11 protein-coding genes and 2 pseudogenes are annotated in these 12,666 nt (G+C 63.3%); 7 read left to right on the forward strand and 6 right to left on the reverse strand.

The window, feature by feature from the left end; genetic code table 11:
- Window positions 1–64: 64 nt before the first annotated feature.
- Both CRD60_RS02965 and CRD60_RS02970 read right to left on the reverse strand, forming a co-directional pair.
- On the reverse strand, window positions 65–2,791 hold the full coding sequence (locus CRD60_RS02965; RefSeq protein ID WP_113859816.1) for an ABC transporter permease: 2,727 nt from the start codon (window positions 2,789–2,791) through the stop codon (window positions 65–67).
- Between the two features lie 51 nt (window positions 2,792–2,842).
- Window positions 2,843–3,766: an ABC transporter ATP-binding protein gene (locus tag CRD60_RS02970; protein WP_113859966.1), complete on the reverse strand. Its 924-nt coding sequence runs from the start codon at window positions 3,764–3,766 to the stop codon at window positions 2,843–2,845.
- A 307-nt stretch (window positions 3,767–4,073) separates the two neighbouring features.
- On the opposite strand from CRD60_RS02970, the gene CRD60_RS09325 reads away from it, so the two are divergent.
- Window positions 4,074–4,199 carry a hypothetical protein gene (locus tag CRD60_RS09325; RefSeq protein ID WP_330848975.1) on the forward strand — a complete coding sequence of 42 codons (126 nt, stop codon included), beginning with the start codon at window positions 4,074–4,076 and terminating at the stop codon, window positions 4,197–4,199.
- On the opposite strand, the gene CRD60_RS09030 is transcribed toward CRD60_RS09325, so the two are convergent.
- From CRD60_RS09030 to CRD60_RS09035, 3 genes and pseudogenes are all read right to left on the reverse strand, one after another.
- Window positions 4,196–4,399: a PLP-dependent transferase gene (locus CRD60_RS09030; protein WP_236630795.1), complete on the reverse strand. Its 204-nt coding sequence runs from the start codon at window positions 4,397–4,399 to the stop codon at window positions 4,196–4,198. The genes CRD60_RS09325 and CRD60_RS09030 overlap by 4 nt on opposite strands.
- A gap of 25 nt (window positions 4,400–4,424) precedes the next feature.
- Window positions 4,425–4,538: pseudogene (locus CRD60_RS09270) on the reverse strand (hypothetical protein); the annotation flags it as partial.
- Window positions 4,539–4,685: 147 nt separating this feature from the next.
- Window positions 4,686–5,426 (reverse strand): annotated as a pseudogene (locus CRD60_RS09035) (PLP-dependent transferase).
- Window positions 5,427–5,568: 142 nt separating this feature from the next.
- Between CRD60_RS09035 and CRD60_RS02980 the strand changes: the two are divergent.
- From CRD60_RS02980 to CRD60_RS03000, 5 genes are read left to right on the forward strand one after another with little or no spacing between them, the layout of a single operon-like run.
- Complete coding sequence (locus CRD60_RS02980; RefSeq protein ID WP_113859817.1) at window positions 5,569–6,444, forward strand: pyridoxamine kinase; 876 nt, start codon at window positions 5,569–5,571, stop codon at window positions 6,442–6,444.
- Entirely contained in the window at window positions 6,437–6,727 is a 291-nt protein-coding gene (locus CRD60_RS02985) for a hypothetical protein (RefSeq protein ID WP_145961902.1), read from the forward strand. Before CRD60_RS02980 ends, CRD60_RS02985 begins: the two co-directional genes overlap by 8 nt.
- A 1-nt stretch (window position 6,728) precedes the next feature.
- Entirely contained in the window at window positions 6,729–7,193 is a 465-nt protein-coding gene (locus tag CRD60_RS02990) for a YraN family protein (protein ID WP_113859819.1), read from the forward strand.
- Entirely contained in the window at window positions 7,193–8,728 is a 1,536-nt protein-coding gene (locus tag CRD60_RS02995) for a YifB family Mg chelatase-like AAA ATPase (RefSeq protein ID WP_113859820.1), read from the forward strand. Before CRD60_RS02990 ends, CRD60_RS02995 begins: the two co-directional genes overlap by 1 nt.
- Complete coding sequence (locus CRD60_RS03000; RefSeq protein ID WP_236630796.1) at window positions 8,725–10,194, forward strand: DNA-processing protein DprA; 1,470 nt, start codon at window positions 8,725–8,727, stop codon at window positions 10,192–10,194. Before CRD60_RS02995 ends, CRD60_RS03000 begins: the two co-directional genes overlap by 4 nt.
- On the opposite strand, the gene CRD60_RS03005 is transcribed toward CRD60_RS03000, so the two are convergent.
- On the reverse strand, window positions 10,169–10,519 hold the full coding sequence (locus tag CRD60_RS03005; protein ID WP_113859821.1) for an MGMT family protein: 351 nt from the start codon (window positions 10,517–10,519) through the stop codon (window positions 10,169–10,171). The two genes, CRD60_RS03000 and CRD60_RS03005, sit on opposite strands and share 26 nt — an antisense overlap.
- A 171-nt stretch (window positions 10,520–10,690) precedes the next feature.
- On the opposite strand from CRD60_RS03005, the gene CRD60_RS03010 reads away from it, so the two are divergent.
- Complete coding sequence (locus tag CRD60_RS03010) at window positions 10,691–12,631, forward strand: FAD-binding protein (RefSeq protein ID WP_113859968.1); 1,941 nt, start codon at window positions 10,691–10,693, stop codon at window positions 12,629–12,631.
- The last annotated feature ends 35 nt before the right edge of the window (window positions 12,632–12,666 follow it).

Genomic DNA, 12,666 nt, shown 5'->3' on the forward strand with positions numbered 1-12,666 from the left:
ACCAACTGCCCCAGCCTTGGCCCAAGCATCAGCATGGCAGCTTGGGCTAGGGCTGATATGGTGCCTAGGCCTCGGCCAGGGCCTGCACCGGGGAGGTCCTGACGGCCCGGCTGGCAGGCAGCACGGAGGCTAGCAGGGCCGCGGCCACGGAGATCAGTAGAATCATGACATCGGTCCCCCAATCAATAGGGAAGGCGACCGATCCCAGGGAACTGAAGACCATGTAGGAACCCAGCCAGCCGAAGACGGTGCCCACCAGCACACCCACCAGGCTGGTGACCAGGGCTATGAGCAGGGCCTCGCCGGCCAGGGAGCGCCGCAGCTGCCCACGGGTCATGCCGATGGCCCGCAGGGTGGCCGACTCCCGGGTACGTTCGATGACCGACAGACTCAGGGTGTTGGCCACGCCGATCAGGGCTATGAGCACGGCCACGGCCAGGAGTCCCACCAGTAGACCCAACATGACGTTGATGGCCTGCTCCCAGAGCATTCTTTCAGCCACCGGCCCTGAAACCACAATCCCCTCGCTGGAGGAGGTGATTTCCTGCACCTTCTGGAGGCTTTCCGCAAGGCTGGTGTCCGAGGCTTTGGGGTCCATCCTGGCCAGAAGGATATGGCTATCGGCCGTGAGTCGTCCATCGTCGAAGAGGGTACGGTCGACGAAGATGGAGCTGCCCTGGACGCTTGCCCTGCTGTAGTCGACCTGCTGTACCTGGAAGGAACACCGAACGCCAGCATCTGCTGTCTGAGGCCTGTGGCCCTTATCCTGGTCCTGGTCCCCACTTGGGGCGGCTTCACTAGTCGGTTCAGGTTGGCTGGTCTGCGAGGCTCTCTGGTAGACATCCACATCGGCCCGGTCGCCGGTGGTCAGCTCGAGACCATCAGCTTGTTGGGGGAAGAGGGCCTGGTCGCCATGGATCTCCTTACCCTCCAGACCGACCTTCATGACCTTCTGCAGACTTGCGGCATCCTTGACACCGACCAGGGACACCCTAACCGGGTTCCCCTGCTTGTCCTTGATGTCCCTGAGCTCCCCCTGGGCGACCGGGGCGTAGAGCGTCTGCTCCACACCGGCGACTTGGGCGATTCTTTCGGCCTGGGAATGGCTGATGCCGCTGTCTTGCCCGTTAGCGGACACACTTTGGGCGATCAGGTCCACGCTGTAGCGGGTGGACAGGGCATGGTTGAGGGTCTCCTTGGCTGATGCGGCACCGGTCCCCAGACAGGATACCAGGGTCACGCCAATCAGGAGGGCCACTCCAGTGGAGGCGATGCGGCGGTGGTTCTTCTGGATGTTGGCGGAGGCTATGCGGGCCGAAGGACCTACTATGGATGCCAAGGCTCCCACCCCCCGCATCAGCAGCGGCATCCAGAAGACAGCGGTAATGATGAGACCCAGGAAAATCAGGGCACAGGCGCATACTGCCATGAGAAGCAGCTGGGCACCGCCATCGCCGTCGGCCAACTGGCCTTGGCTCTGAAGGACCTTGAGCTGGCTTACCGCCAGGAAGGCCAGGACCAGGCCCAGCAGGATCATGATGGATCCCAGTATGCCACGGACGAGGCTGGACTTTCGTTGGTCAGTGACCTCCAAGGGACGCAGGGCCTCCAGAGGGCTCACCTTGGTGGCCAGCCGGGCCGACCCCATGGAGGCCAGGAGGGTCATGACCAGGCCGAAGGCCAGGGGCATCAGCAAGACCGGCCAGGTCAGGACCAGCTGGGCTCGGACCCCAATCCCATCCAGCAGCTGATTCTTGAAGACCAGGGCCATCAATCCGATGCCCGCACCTACTCCCAACAGGGAGGAGACCAGACCAAGGCTGAACGCCTCCATGAGCACGGACTGGTAGAGCTGGGCCTTGCGGGCGCCAATGGTCCTCAGGAGGGCGAAGGTCCTACGCCTCTGCGCCACCAGGACCTGGAAGGTGTTGGCGATGACCAGGCCAGCGACCAGAAGGGCCAGGATGCCGAAAGTCAACAGAAAAGTGGTGATGACGTTGGTGCCGTTGCGTGACATGCTCTTCATGTTGACATCACTGGCCTCCTGCCGGCTCATGAGGTCATAGCCCTGGGGAATGACCCGGTTGATCTGCTCACTGGCAGCGTCCACCTTGGCTGGACCCAGATCAAGGTAGACAGTGTTGACGGGGATCTCGTCCGTGCCACCCAGGTCGGAGAAGACGACGCCGAAGACGTCCAGGGAGACCAAACCGGCCCCACCATAGGCCTCGTAGACCTTGTCTGGATCATCCGTCAGGCCCACCAGTCTGGCTGTGGCCGATGAGGAGAATTGCTCAGAGGGCTCGTCGAGCTTGACAGTGTCACCGACCTTGACCCCGATTCTTTGTGCAACCGGCTTGGGCAGGGCCACCTCCCCCTTGGCGTCCGGATCAGGCTGCCGGCCCTCGACCAGCCTCACTGGAAGCATCCTGCTGGAGTGCGAACTGAGGATGGCCTGAATGGAGTAATGCTCCTTCCCCTTGCTGGCCTGGATTTGGTTGGAGATGTCGGGGCGGATGGCCCTGACGCCGTCGATGGTCTCAATTCGGTCCAAGGGCATCTTCTTGAGTACGTGTGCACCAGCATCACTGTTGTTGACCTGATCCTTGACCCCTATGGCATAGTTGGCCTGGGCGAACTGGTTGGTGAGCTGTCTGGCCATGGCATCGTTGAGCCCGTTGCCGAAGAGGAAGGTGGCGGCGATGAAGGCGGTGCCGACCACTATGGCGATGCCGGCGGGAACGAGCATCTTGACGTTTTTTGACATGAGTTTGATGGTGATTGACCACATGGTGAGTCCTTTACATGTTCGCGGATTCGGTTCACTGACGGTACTGGGGACTCAGCCCTGTGCCCGAAGGCCATGGGCAGGGCTCTGGGCATGTCTGGTCCTGCTTCCTGCCCCAAGGGCCTGCCCTGACCTAAGGGCATTGCCAGCCCCCTCCGCCTCATGGACCAGGAGCTGGCTCATGGCCTCGGCGCTGGGGTCGGCCTGGTCGGCGACAATCCGACCATCCGCGAAGACGATGGCCCGGTCGGCATAGGAGGCGGCCACGGCATCGTGGGTGACCATGATGACGGTCTGGCCCAACTCCCGGACCGACTGTTTGAGGAAGCTCAGCACCTCAGCCGACGACAGGGAGTCCAGGTTGCCGGTGGGCTCGTCGGCGAAGACGATGGAGGGCTTGGAGATCAGGGCCCGGGCTATGGCCACCCGCTGCTGCTGACCGCCGGACAGTTCGTTGGGCCGGTGGCCCAGGCGTTCCCTGAGACCCAGGGTGTCCACCAGCATGTCGAACCATGCGCGGTCAGGCTTGTTGCCCGCCAGGGTCAGGGGCATGATGATGTTCTGTTCGGCCGTGAACATGGGTAGAAGGTTGAAACTCTGGAAGATGAAACCGATCTGTCTGCGGCGAAGGAGGGTCAGCTGCCTATCGTTCAGGCGGGTGATATCGGCTCCGTCGAAGATGATCCGGCCTCCGGTCGTCCCATCCAAGCCGGCCAGGGTATGCATGAGGGTGGACTTGCCGGAACCCGAGGGGCCCATGATCGCCGTGAACCGTCCCTTGCCGAAACGGATGTTGACCCCCCGTAGGGCATGGACCGCACCGTCCCCGCGCCCATAGTCCTTGACCAGATCGATGGCCTCGATGGCCGTGGGGGTGTGGGGAATCCCCGGACTCGCCAAGTCCCCGGAATCGACAAGGGCAGGACCTGCCTGGCCGTATCCGCCGGCATGTGTGGGGTTCAGTATTCTATCGGCCATGGGAATCAACCCTTTCTATGCTTGCTACTCCTATGTGCATGGCCCCTTCAGGGCCCATGGCCTCAATCTAGGGGAGTTGACCGGCTCCCGACATCGTGCCTGGGATTGAATTGCGCACCATATCCGTCGCCTCCCTCATCCCCAAGGACGATGCCCAAGCATCCAGCACAGCCAGCCCACCCCTTCTCAGTGCGAGTTATGAACCTGCCGGCTACTTCGAGTGCATTCGCCCAGGCATGCGAAAACGCGAGATATGGGCAAAGAGAGAACTGTCCCATATCTCGCATGTGGCTGCTGCCGGGGTAGGGTGGCGCCCCTAACGGGCCAGACCGGAGGCATGCAGGGCCTGGAAGCCGGTCTCCAGGTCGGCCAGAATGTCGTCTATGTGCTCGGCGCCGATGGACAGGCGGATGGTGCCCTCATGGATGCCTAGTCCTCCAGCTCCCCGGCGGTCTCCTGGGAGTGGGCGGTGGCGGCCGGATGGATGACCAGCATCTTCACATCAGCCACGTTGGCTAGGAGGCTGAAGAGATGGAGGCTGTCGATGAAGACCTTGGCCGCCTCCTGCCGCCCTTGATGTCCAAGGTGAAGATGGACCCGCCGCCCCGGGGAAGTATCGCTGGTGAAGCTCATGGTCAGGCCGGCCAGGGATTGCCGGATGGCAGACCGAGGCCACCTCGGGTACGGTCTGCAGGTAGTTGATGACGGTCAGGGCGTTGCTGACATGCCGTTCGACCCGCGGGGAGAGGCCCTCGGCCCCCTGGAGGAGCAGAAAGGCCGCGAAGGTGCTGAGGTGGCCCCGGTGTCGCGCAGGAGGATGGCCAGGACCCGGGTGACGAAGGGGCTGCCCCCCCGTGCCTCATAGACGTTCATGCCATGATAGGAGGGGTCGGGTTCGGTCAGTGGGGGGGGGGGAACCTCACGGGAACCACTGACCAGTCGAACCTGCCCCCCGAAGATCAGGCCTTCCAATGTGGTGCCGTGGCCGCCGATGAACTTGGCGCGATTCGACCACGATGTCGGCCCCATGCTCCAGGGGTCCTGAAGAGGTAGGGGGTGGCGAAGGTGTTGTCGACAAAACCGGAAGCCCGTGCTTGTGGACGATGGCGTCGATGGCCTCGAAGCCCGACAGGCCGGCGTTGGGGTTGCCGAAAGTCTCGAAGTAGACCAGGTTGGTGTTCTCCTGGATGGCCTGCTCGAAGTGGGCGGGGTCACGCGGGTCCACGAAGCTGGTCCCGATGCCGTCCCTGGGCAGGATGTGCCTGAATAGGTCGAAGGCGCCTCCGTAAAGGTTCTTGGAGGCCACGATGGGGTCGCCCTGCTGGAAGATGTTCCTAATGGCGTAGTCGACAGCCGCGGCGCCTGATGCCACCACCAGAGCCGCTGTCCCGCCTTCCATGGCGGCAAGTCACTCCTCAAGGATGGCCTGAGTGGAATTGATCAGACAGCCGTAGATGTTGCCGGGATCCGAAAGGCCGAAACGGTGCTCGGCCTGGTCGAAGTCATCGAAGACATAGGAGGTGGTGGCGTAGATGGGTACCGCTCTGGCTCCACTGTCCGGGTCTGGCTGCTCCTGGCCGGCATGGAGCTGGATGGATTCAAAACGGCAGTCATTATCTGCTGGGTCATGGCTCTTCCTTGCTGTTCGCTTGGACCCCATTGCCTCCGGCCGCCCGATGCGTCACACCGACTGCTGGGCGGCGGCTGGCGTCAACATGGAATCTAGGTAAGCTAGGAGGAAGGTCGAATCAACTCCGAGGCCGCCACACAGTGACCGCCTACCACTAGGAAAGAAGCCAGGCATGTCCACCACCAGCACCCTGTACCAGCGTGAAGCATCCTATATCCCCCGTGTCGCCGCCGTTCATGACATGTGCGGCTATGGCAAGTGCTCGTTGACCGCGGCCATACCGATTCTTTCGGCGGCGGGTTGCGATGTCTGCCCGGTGCCCACGGCCCTGCTGTCAGCCCACACCAAGTATGAGGACTTCACCTTCCACGACACCACGGAGATTCTGTCCGGCTACCTCGATGCCTGGCGGCAGGAGGATGTGGCCTTGGACGGTGTCTATAGCGGCTTCCTGGGATCAGCCGGGCAGGTGGCCATCATTCAAAGGCTCTACCGGGAATACCCCAAGGCCCTGCGCCTGGTCGACCCGGTCATGGGCGACGGGGGCAAGATGTACCCCACCTACACCACGGAGCTATGCCAGGCCATCACCAAGCTGGCGGACGGTGCGGATCTGCTCATGCCCAACCTCACCGAGGCGAGCATCCTGACCGGTCGGCCCTACCCGGGCCAGGATCTGGACGATGGGCTGGTGACGGATTGGCTGCAGGCCCTCCTTGACCTGGGTGCCAAACATGTTGTGCTCAAGGGCATCGACCGTGGGGATGGCAAGATCCGCAACTATGTGGCCAGCCATGAAGCCGGCGCCGGCGCACGTGAGGAACTCGTCCACGACAGGCTGCCCTACATGATCCACGGCACCGGCGATGCCTTCGCCTCCGCCATGTGCGGGGCCCTCATGGCCGGGAAGACCTTGGCGCAGTCAGCCCAGGTCGCCGGCGCGTTCGTCCGCCATGCCATGGAGCACACCCGCCAGCAGCCGAACTTCGAGGCTCGCGGGGTCAGCTTCGAGCTGGACCTGGCGGAGTTGACTGGACTGGTTGGCTGAAGGTCCACCTGGCGGCTTCCATCTGCCCCTCCTGGCCCCTGAGAGTCCAAGGCCGGTACACCCGTTGATAAGGGTGGCCGGCCTTTCCTTTGCCTCGCGCCCCTATGGCTGGCTGGACTCATGGCTGGGCGCCCAACAAGGCCGGCAGCGGACCGACGAACAGGCTGTGGATAAGTCCTGGCACTACCCACAGGTCCGTCCACAACGACACGCCGACCCCAAACCTTCGACCACAGGCCACGGTTTTACCACCGCCAGGACGGCGCTTCTGGTCGAATGGTGACATGACGAACACCAGCAAGACCACAGCAACGGTCAAGTCCCCCGCCCCCCAGTCACCAGCCGATGCCAGCACCCAGGCCCTGGCCGGCCTGCTCACCGACCCATCGGTCAGCAGCCGGCAACTGGGCCGCTTGGGTGAGCAATATGCCCGGTCTTGGCTGGAGGAGCAAGGCTGGCGAATCCTGGACCATAATTGGCACAGCCGCTATGGGGAATTGGACCTGGTGGCCTTGGATCCTCAGGGTTTGCTGGTCTTCGTCGAGGTCAAGACCCGTAGAAGCAAGCTCTATGGCAGCCCTCAGGAAGCCATCACCGCCCACAAGCGCCTGACCCTGCGCCGGGCTGGGGTCCAATGGTTGATGGACCCGGAAAACCATGTGGCCCATACCGGTAGCAGCTTCGACGTCATCGCCGTCAGCGTCCACCAGGGGCAGGTCCATCTGAACCACATACGGGAGGCTTTCTGATGGCGATCGGCAGCTCATTATCCGTAGGACTCATCGGTCTCAAGGCCTTCATCGTGCAGATGCAGGCCTTCATCTCCCCCGGACTCCCCTACTTCTCCATCATCGGCCTGCCCGACACCTCCCTGAGCGAGGCCCGCGAGCGCGTCAAATCCGCCTGCCAGTCCACTGGTTTCTCCTGGCCCCAAACGAGGGTTACGGTCAACCTCTCACCGGCCTCCCTGCCCAAACGTGGATCCACCCACGACCTGGCCATCGCCGCCAGCGTACTGAGCGCATCCGGGGCGATTCCCCATGACTGCCTGGCCAACACGGTGCTGCTGGGTGAGCTCAACCTTGATGGAACAGTATTGCCCATCAATGGACTCCTGCCGATCCTCCTGCATATCAGAGGCCAGGGTGTGAGGCGGGTCGTCATTCCCCAAGCCAACAGGTCAGAGTCCGAACTGGTGCCGGGACTGGAAACACTTTGCATTCGGCATGTGGGGGAACTGATTGAACTGATGGGTGGGCAGGCCAGCTACCATGTAACCGACGAGACGGTCCTGGGCCGCCAGGGCATGGAGGGCACAAACGTTGAGCCTGAAGGTTCCACAGGCGACATGGGCGAGGTGCTGGGCCAGACCCACACCAAGTGGGCCCTGCAGGTGGCGGCTGCTGGTGGTCACCATCTGCTGATGACCGGGCCGCCGGGATCAGGCAAGACCATGCTGGCCTCACGGATGCCTGGCATCATGTGCCCTCTGAACGAAAAGGAACAGTTGGAGGTGGCCTCAATCCGGTCCCTGTGCGGGACTTTGCCATCTTTCGGCATCAGCGACCTGCCACCCTTCGAGGCGCCCCACCATACTGCCTCCACAGCGGCCTTGGTGGGAGGAGGTTCGGGGGTGGCGCGACCCGGCGCCATTACCAGGGCCCATAGGGGCCTGCTATTCATGGATGAGGCACCGGAGTTCGCCTCCAAAGTTCTGCAGACCCTGCGCGAGCCCTTGGAATCAGGCTATGTGGCACTTTCTCGCGCCAAGGGAACCACATACTATCCTGCCCGCTTCCAACTGGTCATGGCGGCCAACCCCTGCCCCTGCGGCATGGGGTACGGCAATGCGGAACGCTGCAGCTGCAAGGAGAAGGACCGGGTCAAATATTTCTCACGCCTATCAGGACCCATCCTTGACCGTATCGACATACAGGTCGAGGTGCCGCCGGTCAGCCATATCAACCCGAACCAGTCCTCAGCCACCGACAACAGCAGCACTATGCGCCAGGAGGTGGTCGAGGCCCGGAAGGCAGCAATGGAGCGGTTCACGGAGCAAGGCTGGTCCTGTAACGCCCAGGCTTCGGGTTCGTGGCTGCGCAGCATGACCTCCGACAAGGCCGTGCGCTTGATCAATGATGCCCTGGAGTCAGGCAGGCTGAGTCTGCGGGGCGCCGACCGGGCCATGCGCTTGAGCTGGACCCTGGCCGACATGGCTGGCAGGTCCTCCCCCGGCCGAGACGAGATGCTGCAAGGCATCATGCTGCGAACGAGGACAACATGAGAGCCGCCCCCATGCAAGGAAGCCAGACGAACGCCGAATTGGCGCGGATCGACATGGAGACCCTCACCATGGCCCTGCTGACCTACTGCCTGGATGGGGCGGATGCCCTCATGTTTGCCTGCCTGAAGGGGGCCGATGATCCCAGGCAGATCCTGGGTCTGCTGCTGGCGCTCTCTGGTCGCGATCCCGGTGCCTTCGACCTGCCAGCCCCAAGAAGCCACCAGGCCGCTGCCGGAGAACTTGACCGCATCTTCTGCCTGGGCCTGAGCCGTTGGGGTCGAAGCGTCAACCATCAAGCCCTGCGTTCCCTCCACCTGTCCCGCGACAGGTGGACCCATCGTCTGGACAGTCTGCCATCGGGCAGGCTGGACAATCTGCTGCCTTGGCTTACCGCTGAAGGCAGCCAGTGGATCATCAGCCCCAGCAGCCCCTATTGGCCCCGGCAACTGGCAGACCTATCCATCCGAAAGGATTGGGCCCCTCCCCTGTGCCTATGGGGCCAGGGGGACCCGGGCGCCCTGGTGTCATGCCCCCAACCCATGGCCATCGTGGGGTCCCGCGGCTGCAACGACTATGGCAGGCAGGTGGCCTACAGCCTGGGACGGGAAGCGGGGCAGGCCGGGCACCTGCTGGTGTCGGGAGGGGCCCTGGGGTCTGATGCCAGCGCCCACCGGGGATCCCTGGCAGCCTGCAGTGAATACGGGTTGGCTCATGCTGGCAGGACCGTCGCCGTCTTTGCCGGAGGATTGAACCACCAGGGGCCACAGTCCAACCTTCCCCTCTTCGAGACCATCCTCGCCCAGGATGGTGCCCTGATATCAGAGCTGTGCCCAGGCACCATTCCCGAACCCCGACGCTTCCTGCTGCGCAACCGGATCATCGCAGCCCTGGCCTCGGTCGTGGTGGTGGCCCAGGCCCGCTTGCGCTCGGGCGCCCTGAACACGGCCAACTGGGCCGCCGAACTGAACAGGGAGGTCTATGCTGCACCAGGAGCCATCGACCAGCCCGCCAACGCCGGCTGCAACCGTTTGATCCTGGAGGGCAAAGCCACCATTCTCACCTCTTCCAAGGCCTGCACGCAGATATGCCATGAGGGGCACCGACCACTGTTCCCACAGGCCCAGGCCCCCTACTCAGGCATGATCACACCCGACCAGGCAAGCGGCAGAAGGGTTCCTATAGATGGCACACTGGTGGGGCAGGAGGGCATGGATGGCGACGGGACCCGTCAGACCAATGAACCAACCGCAAGGAGTCCCCTGGCCCAGGCCATTCTTGCCGCCCTGCGCCACTGCCGGCGGCAGAAGGAGGATGCGACCATTGACCGAATCCTGACCCTGTCCCAGCGCCGCATGGCTGAGCCAATCCCCATTGGCCAACTCAACCAGGAGCTAGGGCTATTGGAGATGGAGGGTGCCATCTTTCTGAGGGGAGGAAGCATCAGTCTTGCCACTGGCAGCGGCTGAGGTCCACCAGCCAACCCTCGGCCCCGGCATTCTTCTGGCACTTGACCGGGGGCGTGAAGGCCACACCCTCCCCCTCCAAAAGGACCCGCTGCTCCTCGGGGCCGCCAAAGGCGAAGCCTGGGGCAAGTGACCCGTCGCGGAACACCACCCGATGGCAGGGGATCATGCCGGGTTCGGGATTGACATGGAGTGCATAGCCCACGAACCTGGCATTGCGGTGGTTGCCAGCCAGAGCCGCCACCTGGCCATAGGTGGCCACCAGGCCCCGGGGAATGCGCTTGACGACCTCGTAGACCCGCTCATTGAAGGACTCAGGAGTAGACATACCTTCATTATCCGCCCTGGCACCCCCTAGCTCACCGGCAGTCAACAAGGCGGCGCAAAAACTGGGCGGAAGCTCTAGAGACCCAGAACGACACGCCTGAGGCTTGGAATTACGTGGAAAATGAGGGTCCAGTCCCTGGCTTGGCAGATGGGGCGTGCAAGAATCATGTACATGAGTCCCAAAGATCTGGAAGACATCTATGACGTGGTCATCGTGGGAGCCGGTGCGGCGGGCCTGTCAGCCGCCCTTGGCCTCCTATACTCCCCTCAAGTCGCAAACGAGCGCGAATCCGGCCAGGAACCCAAGATTCTGGTGGTCTCCAAACTGCAACCCCTGAGGTCCCATACCGGTTCGGCCGAAGGCGGCATTGCAGCCAGCCTGGGCAACAGCGAACATGACGATTGGCATTGGCACTACTACGACACCGTCAAGGGCGGAGACTGGCTGGTCGACCAGGACGCGGCACGAATACTGGCCCAGGAGGCACCGGAGACCGTCATCAACCTCGAGCGCTCAGGGGTGGCCTTCTCCAGGACCGACGATGGGCATATCGACCAGCGACGCTTCGGCGGCCATACCGCGGATTTCGGCCAGGCTCCGGTCCGTCGTGCCGCCTATGCCGCCGACCGGATTGGCCACCAGATCCTGTTTTCCCTCTGGCAGCAGTGCGTTGGTCTGGGTGTCCGGTTCGCCGAGGAATGGTATGTCAGCGACCTGGTCCTGTCATCACAGCACCACAGTAATCAGGCTGACCTGTCGCAGGAAGCTGCCGTGGCGGGCATCGTCGCCTTCGACAGCGCGACCGGCAAGGTCCATCCCATCGCCGCCCGCCAGGTGCTCCTGGCCACAGGTGGGGCCGGAAGGCTCTTCCACACCACGTCCAACTCCTGGGACCTGACCGGTGATGGCATGGCCCTTGCCCTGGAGGCCGGCCTGCAGCTGGAGGACATGGAGTTCATACAGTTCCACCCCACCGGGCTTGGCCATACAGGAATCCTCCTGTCCGAGGCTGCCCGGGCCGAGGGAGCTACCCTGCGGAACGCCGAAGGTAGGGCCTTCATGACCGACTACGCCCCCGACCATGGGGACCTCGCCGCCCGCGACGTGGTCAGCCGCTCCATCATGAGCGAGATCGACGCGGGCAGGGGTGTGGCCGACCCCAGCGACCCCCAGGGCGCCAAGGATTGCGTATGGCTGGATATGACCGACATTGATCGCGACCATATGCTCCAAACGCTCCCGCAAGTGGTTGAGACCATACAGGAGTATGCCGGACTTGACCCGACCATGGACCTGGTGCCGGTGAAGCCGACCGCCCATTACACCATGGGCGGCATTCCCATCACCACCGAAGGCCGGGTCTATCAGTGGATGGATGGGGAACGCCGGGAGATCCAGGGACTGCACGCCGCGGGGGAATGCTCCTGCCTGAGTGTCCATGGGGCCAACCGTCTAGGAGGCAATTCCCTTCTGGACGCCTGTCTGTTCGGCAAGCGGGCCGGGCTTGACATGGCCGCACAGCTGCTAGCCCTCGGGCAGACTGAGGGCGCTGTTACTGCCAGGAACCAGGTCGAAGAGGCAGCCCGGCGCCGGGAAGGCAACCTCCTGTCACTCTTGGAAAACCAGGGTGCTGATGTGCCAGGTGACGCTGCCGAATCCGCCAGCGGGCCGACACCGAAGAACGAGGGAAGCAGAGGCGATTCGCAGTCAGCGGACCCCCACAACGCCTACGAGCTTCTGGCCCGACTCGGCCAGATCATGGAGACCGCCGTGGCCGTGCGTTGTGACCAGGAGGGTATCGACCAGGCTCTGGCGGCCTTGCACGGTGAGCTGGAGCCGCAGATCAAGACCCTGCGTTCCCATAGTGACAGCAGGGTCTTCAACCAGGAAGTCACCGCCATATGGGAGGTCGGCCATTTGGCGGAACTGGCCGATGTGGTCCTGAGGGCCTCGGCGGCCAGACAGGAGTCGCGCGGTTCCCTCAAACGTGTCGATTTCCCCGACCGTGACGACCGGCGCTATCTGGTCCATTCCATGACGGCTGAAGGATCCGAGCCCAGCTGGCAGCCGGTGCACATCCTCGACATGCCGCCCCAGGCCAGGCAATACTGACCCTATCCGCCGGGACACTGAGCAGACCCCGGCTC

It is taken from the genome of Bifidobacterium aemilianum (assembly GCF_003315635.1).
In the GTDB taxonomy this organism is placed as follows: domain Bacteria; phylum Actinomycetota; class Actinomycetes; order Actinomycetales; family Bifidobacteriaceae; genus Bifidobacterium; species Bifidobacterium aemilianum.